The 15,380-nt window shown below is 66.1% G+C and carries 10 protein-coding genes; 4 read left to right on the forward strand and 6 right to left on the reverse strand.

The annotated features are described in order from the left end of the window. Positions 1-66 precede the first annotated feature (66 nt). Positions 67-1,251 (reverse strand): acetyl-CoA C-acyltransferase, encoded by a 1,185-nt coding sequence (locus MJ606_RS12485; RefSeq protein WP_243049842.1) that lies wholly within the window; start codon positions 1,249-1,251, stop codon positions 67-69. 229 nt (positions 1,252-1,480) lie between these two features. Here MJ606_RS12485 and MJ606_RS12490 point away from each other — a divergent pair, with 229 nt between their 5' ends. Further along, positions 1,481-4,318 carry an autotransporter serine protease gene (locus MJ606_RS12490; RefSeq protein ID WP_243049843.1) on the forward strand — a complete coding sequence of 946 codons (2,838 nt, stop codon included), beginning with the start codon at positions 1,481-1,483 and terminating at the stop codon, positions 4,316-4,318. A gap of 266 nt (positions 4,319-4,584) precedes the next feature. Next, positions 4,585-7,518 (forward strand): autotransporter serine protease, encoded by a 2,934-nt coding sequence (locus MJ606_RS12495; protein WP_243049844.1) that lies wholly within the window; start codon positions 4,585-4,587, stop codon positions 7,516-7,518. Between the two features lie 45 nt (positions 7,519-7,563). Here MJ606_RS12495 and MJ606_RS12500 read toward each other — a convergent pair whose 3' ends face one another. The 5 genes from MJ606_RS12500 to MJ606_RS12520 all read right to left on the reverse strand — a co-directional run bounded on the left by MJ606_RS12500 (position 7,564) and on the right by MJ606_RS12520 (position 13,342). Further along, on the reverse strand, positions 7,564-8,721 hold the full coding sequence (locus tag MJ606_RS12500) for an isovaleryl-CoA dehydrogenase (RefSeq protein ID WP_243049845.1): 1,158 nt from the start codon (positions 8,719-8,721) through the stop codon (positions 7,564-7,566). 88 nt (positions 8,722-8,809) lie between these two features. Continuing rightward, complete coding sequence (gene yccS, locus MJ606_RS12505) at positions 8,810-10,966, reverse strand: YccS family putative transporter (RefSeq protein ID WP_243049846.1); 2,157 nt, start codon at positions 10,964-10,966, stop codon at positions 8,810-8,812. Positions 10,967-11,067: 101 nt separating this feature from the next. Next, positions 11,068-12,171, reverse strand: coding sequence for a Glu/Leu/Phe/Val dehydrogenase dimerization domain-containing protein (locus MJ606_RS12510; RefSeq protein ID WP_243049847.1), 1,104 nt, complete (start codon positions 12,169-12,171; stop codon positions 11,068-11,070). A gap of 264 nt (positions 12,172-12,435) precedes the next feature. Then, positions 12,436-12,789, reverse strand: a complete 354-nt coding sequence (locus MJ606_RS12515) for a hypothetical protein (RefSeq protein WP_243049848.1) — start codon at positions 12,787-12,789, stop codon at positions 12,436-12,438. A gap of 229 nt (positions 12,790-13,018) precedes the next feature. After that, positions 13,019-13,342 (reverse strand): YXWGXW repeat-containing protein, encoded by a 324-nt coding sequence (locus MJ606_RS12520; protein ID WP_243049849.1) that lies wholly within the window; start codon positions 13,340-13,342, stop codon positions 13,019-13,021. Between the two features lie 174 nt (positions 13,343-13,516). On the opposite strand from MJ606_RS12520, the gene MJ606_RS12525 reads away from it, so the two are divergent. Together MJ606_RS12525 and MJ606_RS12530 are read left to right on the forward strand one after the other, a co-directional pair. Then, positions 13,517-14,143: a TetR/AcrR family transcriptional regulator gene (locus MJ606_RS12525; protein ID WP_243049850.1), complete on the forward strand. Its 627-nt coding sequence runs from the start codon at positions 13,517-13,519 to the stop codon at positions 14,141-14,143. Continuing rightward, complete coding sequence (locus MJ606_RS12530) at positions 14,140-15,078, forward strand: alpha/beta fold hydrolase (RefSeq protein ID WP_243049851.1); 939 nt, start codon at positions 14,140-14,142, stop codon at positions 15,076-15,078. Before MJ606_RS12525 ends, MJ606_RS12530 begins: the two co-directional genes overlap by 4 nt. The last annotated feature ends 302 nt before the right edge of the window (positions 15,079-15,380 follow it).

Here is a 15,380-nt window from a genome sequence, read left to right on the forward strand (position 1 = left end):
TAAAGCGACGAAACCGGTTAACCCGCTTTCATGGGCGGATGGCCAACCAGCCGCGGTGACAGCGTATCAGTCCAGACGCTCCACCGCGACGGCCGTGGCTTCGCCGCCGCCGATGCACAGCGATGCCACGCCACGCTTGAGGCCGCGGGTCTTCAGTGCATTGAGCAGGGTGACCACCAGACGGGCGCCGCTGGCGCCGATCGGATGGCCAAGTGCGCAGGCGCCGCCGTTGACGTTGATCTTGTCGCGGGGGATGTCCAGCTCGCGCATGGCGGCCATGGCCACCACGGCGAAGGCCTCATTGATCTCGAACAGGTCGACGTCGCCCACCTTCCAGCCGGCCTTCTCCAGCACCTTGTGCAGGGCGCCGACCGGGGCGGTGGTGAACCATTCCGGTTCCTGCGAATGGGTGGCATGCGCCACGATGCGGGCCAGCGGCTTGAGCCCACGGGCCTTGGCGTCGTCCGCCGACAGCAGCACGACGGCTGCGGCGCCGTCGGAGATGCTGGACGAGCTTGCCGCGGTGATGGTGCCGTTTTCCTTGCGGAAGGCCGGCTTCAGCGTCGGGATCTTGCTGGTGTCGGAGCGGCCCGGCTGCTCGTCCGTGTCCACTTGCACGTCGCCCTTGCGGCTGGAGACGGTGACCGGGACGATCTCATCGGCGAAGGCGCCGGACTGCTGCGCGGCCTTGGCACGTTCCACCGACTCGGTGGAGAACTTGTCCTGCTCTTCACGGGTGAAGTGGTACTTGTCCGCGCACAGCTCGCCAAACACGCCCATGGCCTTGCCGTCATAGGGATTGGTCAGGCCATCCCAGGCCATGTGGTCGACCAGCGTGCCATCGCCATAGCGGATGCCGGTACGCGCGTTGACCATGTGCGGCGCATTGGTCATGGACTCCATACCGCCGGCCACCACGATGGCGGCCGAACCGGCCTTGATCAGGTCATGGCCCAGCATGATCGCCTTCATGCCCGAGCCGCACACCTTGTTGATGGTGGTGCAGCCGGTGCCGACCGGCAGGCCGGCGCCCAGCGACGCCTGGCGGGCAGGGGCCTGGCCGAGGTTGGCGGGCAGCACGCAGCCCATGATGACCTCGCCCACCTCCGCCGGTGCCAGGCCCGACTGCTCCAGTGCGGCACGGATGGCGGTGGCACCCAGGGTGGGAGTGGGCACGCCGGTGAACTGGCCGAGGAAGGAGCCGATGGCTGTGCGCTTGGCACCAACGATGACAACGCTGACGTCCGACATGGGGATCTCCGCAAGTACTTGATGGGGCAGGGGCTGCCCGGCTGATAACCGGTCAATTATCGCAGTGCCCCCGCGGGAGGGGCAAACCGGGGCTGTTTGCGATAGCAGCGCGATCTTGCCGACATTTAGTTGCGATTTCGTTGTGCGACTATTTGCCTGCCCGGGTCGCAGGGCCAGGGGCGAGCTTTTGAACGGTTGCCACGCTACGTGGTGAGGGGTGGGGGACTCCATGAATATGGGTATGCAGGGCTTGCGGTACCGCCGCGCGGCGGTGCTGGTGTGGCTGGCGCTGGGCTTGGGCGCGTGCGGTGGCGGTGGCGGCAACGTCAAATCGACCCAGACGCCGCCGACACCACCGGTGACGCCGCCATCAACGCCGCCGTCGACGCCACCCTCGTCGTCCAGCGTGGCCCAGCCTCCCGTGGATGCCCAGCTGACCCTCACCCATGCCAGTGCGGCGCATGCGGCCGGCTATACCGGCGCCGGGGTCACCATCGGCGTGGTCGATACCGGCGTCATGGCCACCCAGCCAGCGCTGGCGGGCCGGGTGATCAAGGAATTGACCTACGTCAATTCGACGACCAACAACCTCGCTGTCGACGACGCGAACGGACATGGCACCTATGTGGCGGAAATCGCCGCGGGTGCGTCGTTCGGGCAGTTCGTCGGTGGCATCGCGCCGGGGGCGGACATCGTCTCGGCACGCATCATCGACGACAACGCGCCCGACGATAACGGCTCCACCACCACGACCACGGTGACCAGCTCGGACAACATCTCACTGAGCCAGGTCAACGCCGACCTGATCGCCAATGGCGTGAAGGTGATGAACAACTCCTGGAGCGTGGCGAACTGGAGTTCGACCGACACCGCCACCACGCAGAGCTATCACGACGCCTACAACACTTTCATCAACTCGTGGGGCGGCCTGGTGGTGTTTGCCGCGGGCAACGATTCGCAGGCCAATCCCAATACGCTGGCCTCGCTGCCCAGCCTGGCGCCGGACCTGGAGAAGGGCTGGCTGACCGTGGTGGCGATCAACAGCAACAACCCCACGCAACTGGATAGCTATTCCAACCAGTGCGGCGTCGCGATGAACTATTGCTTGGGGGCTCCCGGCGACGTCATCGTCAGTGGCAAGAGCGACACCAGCACCGCCAACGAGACCTACTGGATTGTCGAAGGCACGTCGCTGGCCGCGCCACAGGTTTCCGGTGCCGCCGCACTGGTGTGGCAGGCCTATCCCTACTTCACCAACGACCTTGTACGACAGACCCTGTTGGGCACGGCCGACCCGCTGGGTGGTTCGCAGCCCAACCCCACCTTCGGTTATGGCGAACTGGATGTGGCCAAGGCGGTGAACGGTCCCGAGCAATTCAATTGGGGCGATGTCACGGTCAGCTTCAGCGGGACGTCCAACTGGAACAACCCCATCTCCGGCGCGGGTGGCCTGATCAAGCAAGGCACCGGCACGTTGACCCTCACCCAGCCCTCCACTTACACCGGCCTCACCCAGGTACAGGGCGGCATGCTGGTGGCCAACTCGCTGGCTTCCAGCGTGAGCATCGGCGCACAAGGCGTGTTGAGCAGCACGCCAACGATCGGTGGCTCGGTCACCAATGCGGGCGTGCTGGCGGTGGGCAGTACCAATGTCACCGTGGGCGGCAATTACCTCCAGCAGGGCGCGGGGCGCCTGGCCGTGTCGTTGGGTTCGGCGTTGCAGGTCACCGGCACGGCGAGTCTTGCCGGGGGCGATCTGTACGTCACCGGCGCGAACCAGGGATACCAGGCCAACGCACATACCGATGTATTGACGGCCAAAGGCGGCCTCACCGGTACGTTCTCCGCGCTCAACGAGGCCACGGGGGTGTTGCTCACCGCGTCGCTCAATTACGACGCCAACGATGCCTGGTTGAACGTCAGCCAGGTACAGGCCACGGCGGTGACCGGGGCGACCTACACCCCGGCCTCCTTCGCGGCAGCCCAACGCGTGGATGCGGCCTTCAGCCAGATCAATGCCCAGACGGGGCAGGGTGGCACCACCAGCGGAGCGGTGCCGACATCGTTCGTCAACGGCGCGGCGAGCCTGCAGCAGACCGCCACGGCCAGCGCGCTGCAGCAGTCGCTGTCGAGCCTCTCGGGACAATTGCACGCAGCCAGCGCCGCCATGACCTTCGACGCCATGGATGCCGGCACGCGCGCGCTTTCCAGCCGTTTCGACCAGCTCGGCGATGCATCGACCGTGGGCGGCTGGACCCAGACACTCGGCGACTACGGCAGCATGAGTCGCAGCGGCTACGACCATGTCGGCTACGACCTGAGCGGCTGGATGGTGGGACAGGACCGCCGCTTCGGCAGCAATGCCGTGCTTGGTTTTGCGGTCAGCCAGAGCCAGAACCTGGGGCGCCTCGATGAGTTTGCCGACCAGGGCCAGAGCCGTGCCGTCGAGGGCATGCTCTACGGCGGCCTGGTGGAGAACCAGTGGTACGCGCTGGGGCGCCTTGGTGTTGGCAGCTATCGCGAGGACATGCGCCGCCACCTCGAGCTGGGCAGCGATGTGGAAAGCGTGGCCAGCGACACCAACGGGCGCTATGACATCGCCTATGGCGAGAGTGGCTACCGCCTGTCGCTGGGTGGCCTGCAGGTCACCCCATACCTCAACCTGCAGTACGCGAATATCCAGACCGATGGCTTCGATGAGCTGGGTGGCGACGGCTTTGGCCTCAAGGCAGCCTCGCAAACAGTGCAGCGCTGGCAGGCGGGTGCCGGCCTGCGCGCCGGCCATGACTGGTCGCTGGCCGGTGGCGGCAGCCTGAGCGTGCAAACGCATCTGCTGTGGCAACGCGCCTTCAGCATGCGTGGCGACGTGCTCGATGCCAGCTTTGCCGTGCTCAACCAATGGGCGCCGGTGAGCGGCATCGGCCTGTCGCGCTATGGCGGCGATGCCGGCATGAGCCTGGACTGGATCATGTCGCGGCGTTCCACCCTGTCACTCGGCCTCGACCAATACGTGGCCCAGCATGACCACGGCAAGATGGACACGCTGAACTATCGCCTGTCGTTCTGACACGGCACCACACGCCTTGCTTCCACGTCCCGACGGGGAGCGTGGAGGGCTCGCGATAAAGCCCCGATAGGCCGGCTTGGGCTGCCCCAGGCTGGCGAGTGCTCCTGTTGTACGGGCCCCTGTTGCCCTTCAATCCATACGAACCGGCGTGGAAACTTTCCCCGCAAGGTTGTGCGAACATATCCTCAGGAGGCGCGGGCGGAGCCCGGAAGGGAAACGCCACGCCAGGATGCAATGGATCGCCCGGATGGGCGCAGGGGAAGGCTATGGATAGTAGCTTGGGCGGACTGCGGTACCGCCAGGTTTCCGTGTTGGTATGGATGGCGCTGGGATTGAGCGCTTGCGGTGGAGGTGGTAACGGCAACGTCAAGCCGTCGCAACCTTATACGCCGCCAAGCCCTGGCTATACGCCCCCTGGATCCGGCTATACGCCCCCGACCAGTCCGCCGACAACACCACCCACTACACCTCCGACCACGCCACCCACCAGCCCACCCACCACCCCGCCGGCAAACCAGCCGCCGGCGGATGCGCAGCTGTCGATCACCCATACTTATGCGGCGCATGCCGCAGGCTTCGATGGCACGGGCATCACCATCGGCATCGTCGACACGGGCGTCATGCGCACCCATCCGGCGCTGGCCGGACGGGTGACGAAAGAGCTGATCTACATCGATCCGTCCACCAACAACACGGCCATCGACGACGTTATCGGCCATGGCACCTGGGTGTCGGAAATCGCTGCGGGCAAGCCCTTCGACAAGTTCGCCGGCGGCATCGCCTCCGGTGCCAGCCTGGTGTCGGCGCGTATCATTTCGGACAAGGCGCCCGATGATGATGGCAAGACGCCGCCGTCCACGGTTACCAGCATCGATGCATCCCCGTTCAAGTCCATCAATGCCGACCTCATCAAGAACGGCGTGAAGGTCATGAACAACTCCTGGGGCGGCATCACCTGGAGTGCGTCCGATACGGCCACCACCCAAAGCTTCCACGACGCCTACAGCACCTACATCAATAGCTGGGGTGGGCTGGTGGTATTCGCCGCGGGCAATGACTCGCAGGCCAACCCCAGCACGATCGCTGCCTTGCCCAGCCTCCAGGGCGCCGCCGACCTCGAGAAAGGCTGGCTCACCGTGGTGGCGGTCAACAGCAACAATCCAACCCAGTTGGAGAGCTATTCCAACCAGTGCGGCGTCGCCATGAACTACTGCCTGGCAGCGCCGGGCGACGTGATCGTGAGCGGCAAGGACGACACGGCCAGCAAGCAAACCTATTGGATCGTGGAAGGCACTTCGCTGGCGGCCCCCCAGGTATCGGGCGCGGCGGCGCTGGTATGGCAGGCGTTCCCGTATTTCACCAACGACCAGGTTCGTCAGACCCTGCTGGGCACCGCCGACGATCTCGGCGCGCCCGGCGTGGATCCGGTGTATGGCTATGGCCTGCTTGACGTGGGCAAGGCGGTGAAGGGGCCGGGCCGGTTCGACTGGGGCGACTTCGATGTCATCCTCAATACCAACTCCACCTGGAGTAACCCCATCAGCGGCGCGGGCGGCCTGATCAAGGATGGCACCGGCACGCTGACGCTGACCAACACGCTTACCTACCAGGGCACCACGCGCGTCGTGCACGGCACGCTGTCGGCACCGGCCATTCCCGGGCCGTTGTATATCGACAACGTCGACGCCGTGATGCGTGATGCGCACAGCTTCGGCGCCGATGTGCAGAACACCGGCACGCTGGTCGTGGCCGGTGGTGACGTGCATGTCAGTGGCAGTTACTACCAGGGACTGGCCCCGACCAATGCGCAGAATGGGCGACTGGCGCTGGAATTGGGCTCGGCCTTGCGCGTCGATGGCAACGCGTTCCTCGCCGGTGGCGATCTCTACGTGATCGGCGCCAAGCAGGGCTACGTGGCCAACGCGCACACCGAGGTGCTGACGGCTACTGGTGGATTGACCGGGCAATTTTCGGGCCTCGATGTTGCCCAGGGCGTGCTGCTTAGCGCCACGCTCAACTACAACAGCAGCAGCGCGTGGCTCAATGTGAGCCAGGTGCAGGCCAGCGCCGTCGCCGGCATGAACTACACCGCGGCCTCGTTCGGCGCGGCCCAGCGCGTGGACAATGCCTTCAGCCAGATCAATGCGCAGGTCGCGCAGGCCGGCGGTGGCGGAGTTGGTGGTCCCGTGCCCACCGGCTTCGTCAACAGTGCTGCCAGCCTGCAACAGACCGCATCCACCGCAGCATTGCAGCGCTCGCTGGAAAGCCTCTCGGGCCAGTTACACGCCGCCAGTGCGGAGATGACCTTCGAGGCCATCGACGCGGGCACGCGTGCGCTGTCCGATCATTTCGATGATCTCGTGACCACGCGCGCCACGGGAGGCTGGGCGCAGACCCTGGGCTATCACGGCAGCATGAGCCGCAGCGGCTATGGCGATGTGGGCTATGACCTCAGTGGCTGGATGGTCGGCCAGGATCGCCGCTTCGGCAGCAACGGCGTGTTCGGTTTTGCGGTCAGCCAAAGCCAGGGGTTGGGTCGTCTGGCCGAATACGCCGACCAGGGGCAAAGTCGCGCCGTCGAAGGCATGCTCTATGCCGGCTTCGTGCAGGATGCCTGGTACACCATGGGACGCCTTGGTGTGGGCACCTACCGCGAAGACATGCGCCGCCACCTCGAACTGGGCAGCGACGTGGCGGGTGTCGCCAGCGACACCAACGGTCGCTATGACGTGGCCTATGGCGAAAGCGGTTACCACGCTGCGCTCGGTGGCGTGCAGTTCACACCCTTCGCCAATCTGCAGTACGCCCGCATCGAGCGCGATGGCTTCAACGAGTTCGGCGGCGACGGATTTGGCCTGAAGTCGGCCTCGCAGACGGTGGAGCGCTGGCAGGCTGGCGTGGGCGTGCGTGCCGGACATACCTGGTCGCTGGCCGGTGGCGGCAGCCTGAGCCTGCAGGGTCGGTTGCAGTGGCAGCAGGCGTTTGCCACGCATGGCGATGTGTTCGACGCCAGCTTCACCGGGGTTGACCAGTGGGCACCGGTCGGCGGCATTGGCCTCTCGCGTTACCAGAGCCAGGCGGGACTCACCCTGGACTGGACCATGTCGGCCCGCTCCAGCCTGCAATTCGGCATGGACCAGTACTTCGGACAACGCGGCGACGGCATGATGGGCATGCTCAACTACCGGCTGAATTTCTAGGCGCGCCGCTTTTCCCCTCTCCCTTTCGGGGGAGGGGAAAAGGTCTTACGCCTTGCCGTGAAACAACTCGCGCCCGATCAGCATGCGGCGGATTTCATTGGTGCCGGCGCCGATCTCGTAGAGCTTCGCGTCGCGCAGCAGTCGGCCCGCGGGGTACTCGTTGATGTAGCCGTTGCCGCCCAGCGCCTGGATGGCTTCCAGCGCCACCTTCACCGCATTCTGCGAGGCATTGAGCAGGCACGCGGCGGGATCGATGCGCGACCTCACGTTGCTGTCGAACTGCTGCGCGACCATGTAGGCAAAGCCGCGCGACGACTGCAGCGCGGTGTACATGTCCGCCACCTTGCCCTGCATCAGCCCGAACGTGCCGATGGGCGCGTTGAACTGCTTGCGCTCGCGCACGTAGGGCAGGGTGATATCCATGGCCGACTGCATGATGCCGATGGGGCCGCCCGAGAGCACCAGGCGCTCGGTATCCAGGCCGCTCATCAGCACGCGCACGCCTTCGTTCACTTCGCCGACGATGTTCTCGGCGGGAATCTCGCAATCCTCGAACACCAGTTCGCAGGTGTTGGAGCCGCGCATGCCGAGCTTGTCGAGCTTCTGCGCGGTACTGAAACCCGGCATGCCCTTCTCGACGATGAAGGCGGTCATGCAGCGGCTGCCGGCCGCGCGCGGGGCGGTGCGCATGTACACCAGCAGCACGTCGGCATCCGGGCCGTTGGTGATCCACATCTTCGAGCCATTGGCGACCCACACGTCGCCTTTCTTCTCGGCCCTGCAGCTCATCGAGCCGACCACGTCGGAACCGGCGCCCGGTTCGCTCATCGCCAGCGCGCCCACGTAGTCGCCCGAGCACAGCTTGGGGATGTACTTGCGGCGCTGCGCCTCGTTGCCGTTGTGGAAGATGTTCTGCACGCACAGGTTCGAATGCGCGCCATAGGACAGGCCCACCGAGCCGGACGCGCGCGAGATCTCTTCCATCGCCACCAGGTGGGCGAGAAAGCCCATGCCGCTGCCGCCGTAGGCCTCGGGAATGGTGATGCCGAGCAGGCCCATCTCGCCAAGCTTGCGCCACAGGTCGGGCGGGAACTGGTTTTCGCGATCGATGTGATGCGCGCGCGGGGCGATCTCCTTTTCGGCGAATGCGTGCACGCTCTCGCGCAACATATCGAGCTCTTCACCCAGCGGGAACGGACGCATGCCTTGTACTCCAGAGAAACGAATCGGGCGAATGGTAACGCGCCCGACGTGACAACCCTTTGCGCGTCGCACCAAGCGGCGCGCGAGTTCAACCGCCGTGCAAGTCGTTCGCCAGCTCGGCCAGCCGGTCGCGCTGGGCAAGCACCTGGGCGAGTTGGCCCAGCACCAGTCGGGTGGTGTCGTCACCATCTTGGGTGGCGAGCACCCCGGTGAGCGAGGCATTGCCGGCCACCGGCATGGCGTCGAGCCCGTTGGCCAACGCATCGGCGAGTTGCTCAAGTGCGTCGACGGCCAGCGTCCCGGCCTGTGTCACCGCCTCGCGCGCGGCGACGGCCGTGATGGCCTGCCGGTTCACGCCCAACGCCGAGAGCTGGCCCAGCAGCGTGTGGGCGGCGGCCAGAAAACGCAGCAGCACTTCACTGCCCCGCCGATGCTGCCCCGGTTCGCGCAGCATGTTGGCCAGCACGGTGCTCAGTGTCGCGTTGGCGTTGTGCGCGTCGCGGCGGGCCACGCGGTAGTCCAGGTCATCGCGTCGGCCGTCGAGGTACTGCGCGATGATGCGGGACAGATAGCGCGCATCGCTGCGCACCATGTCGGCCAGCACCTCATCGAAGCGGCGGCCCTGCCAGTCGGGCAGCACGAAATGCATCGCCAGCGCGGCAATGGTGGCGCCGATCAGCGTGTCGAGCAGCCGTGGCCGCATCACGTCGTAACCATTGCCTACCTGGTTGAAGCAAAGCACTACGAACAGCGTGATGGCGGCGGTGGCCGTGGGGTAGCGGCGCAGGCGCGTGGCGAAGAACATCACGCCCGACGCCACGATCAGCGGCATCTGCCATGGCCCGAATGGCAGCAGGCGCAGCGTTATCCAGCCGAGCAGCAGTCCGATCACCGTGCCGCTCACCCGCTGCAACAGCCGTAATCGCGTGGCTCCGTAGCTGGGTTGGCAAACCAGCAGTGTGGTCAGCAGAATCCAGTAGCCGTTGCGCGGATGGACCAGATGCAGCACGGCGTAGCCGACCAGCAGCGCGATGGCCAGCCGCACCGCGTGACGGAAGCGGAACGAGCGCGGCGTCAGCTGTATGCGAATACGCCCCCAGGCCTCGCCGAGCGACAGGGGGGCGGGGTTTTGCAGCGCGCTTTCCGCGCCGGCGGCGGGCATGCCGGCGCGCGGTTCGCCCGCCAGCTGCGCCTGGATGGCAGACAGGTTGCTCACCAGGGCATCGAGCGTACGCAGCAGATGGGCGGCGGGTGGTTGCGTCAGCTCGCGCAACGCGGCCAGCGCACCACGCAGGTCTTCCACCGCCGCATGGGAGTCGCTGGTGACCGGTGTTTCGCGGCGCAGGCGCAGCACATCGGCATGCTGGCGACAGGCTTGCGCCTCCAGGCGCAACAGGTGCTCGCAGCGAAACAGCAGGTCGCTATGAAACAGCACCTCGGCCAGCACGTCGTAGGGATAATGCGCAGAGCTGATGCGCTCATGGATATCCTGCGCCATGAAATACAAGCGCAGCCGAGCGGCGGTGGCGCCGCGAGGACGCCGCGAGCCGATGCGGTCGATCAGCATCAGGCGCGTTTCGTTGAGCGCTTCCACCACGCGCTCGTTTTGCATCGCCAGGGACAGCTGCAGCGCTTCGCGATCCACGCCATGCACCGGGGTGAACAGCGCCGCCTTGCCTTCGAGATACGCAGCCAGTGCGTCGAACAGGCGCGCCAGCGCATGCCGAACCGCCTGTTGCGGCGCCAATACGCTCCACAGCAGCGACAGCACGCCATACCAGGCGGCGCCCGCCAGCAGGAGCAAGGGCTGGTGCCATGGATGGAGCGTCGCGCCGCCTTGGTCGGCGCCGATCATGGTGTACACCGCCAGCAGCAGCGTGGCGCCCGCCACCGTGGCGTAGCGCTCGCTGATGGCGCCAAGCATCACCAGTACGAAGGTGGACAGCGGCAGGCCGATGGCGAACAGCAGCGGGTAGGGAAACAGCCACTGCACCGCGAACGACGACACCGCGAAGCAGGCCAGCGTCACCAGCAGGGTGCCCAGGCGGCTGCGCCAGTGATCCTCGGTTTCCGCCAGCGCGCAGGCGATCACGCCAAGCAGTGCGGAAATCACCGTATCGATATGGCCGGTGGCGAAACACCAGGTCACCACGCCACCCAGCGCAAGCAATACGCGCAGGCATTCGGGGTAGCGGTCAGAGCCGCGCAGGTGGCGCCAGCGGTCGGCGAGGGAGGCAGCAGACATGCGCGCCAGCATAAGCGCTGTCGCGCTCCAGTGGGAGCCAATACCCGCCAAAAGAAAACGCCGGCCACAGGGCCGGCGCTTCCAGGTGAAGCTGTTGCCGCTTACTGGCCGCGCATGCGACCGGCGAAGCGGGGGCCATGGTTGCCCATGGTCGGCAGCTTGATCTTGCCGATGGCTTCGATGCGCTCTTCGGCCAGGCGGTCGGCCGCCTTGTAGGTCGGCACGCCCTGGGTCTTGGAGATCTCGAAGATGCGGCCCAGGTTGTAGTAGATGGTGCGCATCATGCGCATCGCGCGCTCGCGGTTGTAGCCGTCGATTTCCAGCGACACGTTCATCACGCCGCCCGCATTGACCGCATAGTCGGGTGCGTACAGCACGCCACGACGCTGCAGTTCGTCGCCGATGGCGTCGGTGGCCAGCTGGTTGTTGGCCGCGCCGCAGATGATCTTGGCCTTGATGCGGTCGATGGTGTGCTCGTTGAGCGTGCCACCCAGCGCGCACGGCGAGTACACGTCGGCGTCGACGTCGTAGATCTCGTCCAGGCCCACGGCTTCGCAGCCCAGCTCATCCACGCAGCGCTGCACGGCATCCTTGTTGATGTCGGTGACGAACACCTTGGCGCCCTGTTCGCGCAGCAGCTTGATGAACTCGCTGCCCACGTGGCCGGCACCCTGCACGGCGTAGCTGTACTTGCCCACGTCTTCGTTGCCGTGCTTGACCTGCAGCGCGGCCATCAGGCCCTGCAGCGTGCCGAACGCGGTGAACGGCGACGGGTCGCCCGAGCCGCCGTGCACCTGGTGCACGCCGGTGACGTATTCGGTTTCACGGAACACGTATTCCATGTCGTTGACGTCGATGCCCACGTCTTCGGCAGTGATATAGCGGCCGTTGAGCGAGTTGACGAAGCGACCGAATGCGCGGAACAGCGCCTCGGACTTGTCCTTGCTCGGATCGCCGATGATCACGGCCTTGCCGCCGCCCAGGTTCAGGCCGGCCACGGCGTTCTTGTAGGTCATGCCGCGTGACAGGCGCAGCACGTCGTTCACCGCGTCCTGCTCGCTCTTGTACGGCCACATGCGCAGGCCGCCGAGCGCAGGGCCCAGCACCGTGTTGTGGATCGCGATGATGGCCTTCAGGCCGGCGTCCTGGTTGTGGCAGAAGACGACTTCTTCGTGACCCGTTTTGGCGATGGTTTCGAAAATCATTGGAACGGTGACTCCACGTTTTGAGCGCCTTGGGGACGGCGCTTTGGAATGGAGGCGGGAACGGTCCAGCGCGGTCCCGCCAAGGCTTGAAACGGCCTGAAACTCAAACGCCCCAGCGGGGCTGGGGCGATGAATCAAGTCGGCAATTCTAATACGCGCCGGGGCAAACTGCTGCCGCGGCGCAGCAAGTCGCTTCCGTATGGCGGCCGCCCGGGCAAAAAAACGCCCCGCAGTGCGGGGCGTCCATGGCGACGGGTGGTGGTTTTAGCCAGCCACCCACACGCCGACATTGAGGTGCCAGCCATCGCTGCGGTGCTCATAGTGCGGGTGCACGTAGTGGTAGCCCGGACGCACGGCTTCCCAGTGACCACGCGCAGCCACGTACTGGCGGCCGTTCCAGTGCCAGTAACCGCGGGCCCAGATATAGCCCGGGCGCGGCGCCGGTTCGGTTTCCACGATCTCGACCGGCGGCGGCTGCGGCGCGACCACCTCCACGTATTCGCGCGGGGCGGGCTCGCGCTCCACCACTACCGGGCGGGGGCGCGGGGCGGGCTGCTCGACGACACAACCGCTGGCCATCAAGGTGATCGCGCAAAGGGCGACTAGACGAATCGACATAGGGGAAGCTGCCTTTGTGAAAGAGAGAGTAGTACCGCGAGAAGATGCCGTGACTTGCTGAGGCTTACCTTTCCTGGAGCGTGCCGCGATGTCCCCCTTTTGGCAGGACTAGCAAGGACTTGCGAATGCCGGTCGAGTCACTTGCGCGCCGCCGGCCGGTCCGCTTGCGCTATGTGCCTGGCCCGGCAGGCGATGGGAGGCCGGGCGACGGCCGCAAGTCGCTGCCGGCTCAGTGGCCCCAATAACCTTCGTGGAAATGCCAGCCGTCATGGGCCTGTTCCCAGCGGGCGTGGTGATAGACGAAGCCCGGACGGGCGGGAATCCAGTAGCCGCTCACCCATACATGGCGATGGCCTTCCCAGCGCCAATAGCCCGGCGCCCACACATAGCCCGGGCGCGGCGGCGGCACGGCTTCGTATGGCGGCTCGGGCGGCGCGACGTTGATGCCCACCGCCACCGAAACGCCGGCCGCGGCGGTCGGGGCATACACGGCGCCGGCACTGACGATACCCAGTGCAGCAAGCAGGGCGAGTTTGCGGGTAATGCTCTGCATGACGTTCTCCTGGTGGTTGCCGCACGCTGCGGCCTCATGGCGGGAAACGAGAGTTTTCACGCTCAGTTGACCCCAAGGGGCAGGCTTGTTCAGGTTCGGGCGGGGGAAGTTGCGCTTCTCGTTCATAAATCGACGCTCCTGGAAAAGAACGAACGGTCGTGCTATTTATGCGCCATGAGCACCATCGCGCCCCAGGGCAAGCGCGCCACCACGCGCGAGCTGATTCTTGACCACGCCTTCGAACTGGCCCGCGTCGAGGGGCTGGAGGGGCTTTCCATCGGCGTCATCGCGCAGCGGGTGGGCATGTCCAAGAGCGGCGTGTTTGCCCACTTCGGCTCCCGCGAGGATCTGCAGTTGGCCGTGCTCAAGGCGGCCCAGCTGCGCTTCCTGCAGAACGTGAAGTGGCCGGCGCTGACGTTGCCGCGAGGGCTGCCACGACTGCGGGCCATGGTGGCCAACTGGATCAAGTGGGGGCACGACTATGCCAGCGGCTGCGTGCTGCTCACCGCCACCGGTGAATACGACGGCCGCGAAGGCCCGCTGCACGACGCCGTGGTACAGCAGCAGCACGGTTGGCGTGATGAGCTGTGCCGCGCCATCGGCCATGCGGTGGAGAACGGCGAACTCGGCGCCGACACCGATGCGCCCCAGCTCGCTTTCGAGATCTATGCGCTGATGCTGTGCCTGCATCACGACGCCGGCCTGTTCGGCTATGACGAAGCCAGCCGTCACGCGCAGGTGGGCTTCGAGCGATTGCTTGCCAGCTATGGCATCCCACCCGTCAAGAGCACTGCGCCATGAATCGCCACGCCACGCCCAACGCCGCCAAACGCCATCCGGCCTCGCAAGCGTTGAAATTGGGGGCCGTGCGCGTCGGTTTTGCGCTCGGCAGCCGCTTGGCGCCGGCGCGCACGGTGGATCAGGCGGTGCGCCTGTTCGTCACGCCGTTTGCCAGCAGCCGTGCGCGTGCCCAGCGCGCCCAGCCCAGCCAGGACATGCTGCAGGGTGAGCTGGACATCGGCGGCCAGCGCATTGCCACCTATGTATGGGGCGACCCCGCACGCCAGCCCTACGCCTTGTTGGTGCACGGCTGGTCGAGCTTTGGCCTGCGCTACCTGCCGTGGGTGGCGTCGCTGCGCGCGCAGGGCTATGCGCTGGTGGCGTTTGACCAGCCGGGGCATGGCAAGAGTGGCGGCCGCTATTGTTCGCTGCCGGATTTCGTCAACACGGTGCGCGATGTCGGGCGGCATTTCGGCAATGCCGCGTTGACCATTGCCCACTCGCTGGGCGGCGCCGCCGTGACGCTGGCACAGGGCGATGCGTGGCGTGCGGACAAACTCATCCTGATCGCACCGGCGGCCGATCCGGTGGCGGCCACGCAACGCTTCACGCGATTCGTGCACCTGGGCGAGCATCTGCGGGAGCGCCTGCACGACAGCCTCGAAAGCATGACCGGCACCAACATCCACGACCTGCAGGTACACCGCCACCTGCATTCGCTCGGCCAGCCGGCGCTGATCGTGCACGACCTGGACGACCGCGACGTGCCCTGGGCCGAAGGCGAACGTTACGCGCGCCACTGGCACGGCGCGCGCCTGCTCACCACGCAGGGGCTGGGACATCACCATGTGCTGGACGCGCCGGAAGTGATCGACGCCTCGCTCGCTTTCCTGCGTGGCGAGACGGTGGGCGAACGGGTGGTGTCGTCGCCGAACCTGCCATTCGGCGACGCCTGAGGCGCGCACGATACTCGTGCGCACGGTCGCTGCGGCAACGGCCCCCAAACCGTCGTGAACCAGGGCTGCTCTGCGCCGCAACATGTTCCGAACGTAACCATCCACTAAAATCGGGAACTCGACGCATACGCAGTCTTGGAGTCCCCATGAGTTCCCCCGCCCAGCACGTTCCCGCCAGCGCCGCCCAGGCGGAAACCCGCCCCCTGCGTTTCGTCACCGCCGCGAGCCTGTTCGACGGCCACGACGCGGCCATCAACATCATGCGCCGCATCATCCAGTCGCAGGGTGCGGAGGTGATCCAC

Source organism: Dyella sp. RRB7, from assembly GCF_022761115.1.
In the GTDB taxonomy this organism is placed as follows: domain Bacteria; phylum Pseudomonadota; class Gammaproteobacteria; order Xanthomonadales; family Rhodanobacteraceae; genus Dyella.

Coding starts and splice junctions, on each gene's coding strand:
- MJ606_RS12485 (WP_243049842.1), bottom strand. CDS start 1,251: ATGTCGGACGTCAGCGTTGTCATCGTTGGTGCCAAGCGCACAGCCATC.
- MJ606_RS12490 (WP_243049843.1), top strand. CDS start 1,481: ATGAATATGGGTATGCAGGGCTTGCGGTACCGCCGCGCGGCGGTGCTG.
- MJ606_RS12495 (WP_243049844.1), top strand. CDS start 4,585: ATGGATAGTAGCTTGGGCGGACTGCGGTACCGCCAGGTTTCCGTGTTG.
- MJ606_RS12500 (WP_243049845.1), bottom strand. CDS start 8,721: ATGCGTCCGTTCCCGCTGGGTGAAGAGCTCGATATGTTGCGCGAGAGC.
- yccS (WP_243049846.1), bottom strand. CDS start 10,966: ATGTCTGCTGCCTCCCTCGCCGACCGCTGGCGCCACCTGCGCGGCTCT.
- MJ606_RS12510 (WP_243049847.1), bottom strand. CDS start 12,171: ATGATTTTCGAAACCATCGCCAAAACGGGTCACGAAGAAGTCGTCTTC.
- MJ606_RS12515 (WP_243049848.1), bottom strand. CDS start 12,789: ATGTCGATTCGTCTAGTCGCCCTTTGCGCGATCACCTTGATGGCCAGC.
- MJ606_RS12520 (WP_243049849.1), bottom strand. CDS start 13,342: ATGCAGAGCATTACCCGCAAACTCGCCCTGCTTGCTGCACTGGGTATC.
- MJ606_RS12525 (WP_243049850.1), top strand. CDS start 13,517: ATGAGCACCATCGCGCCCCAGGGCAAGCGCGCCACCACGCGCGAGCTG.
- MJ606_RS12530 (WP_243049851.1), top strand. CDS start 14,140: ATGAATCGCCACGCCACGCCCAACGCCGCCAAACGCCATCCGGCCTCG.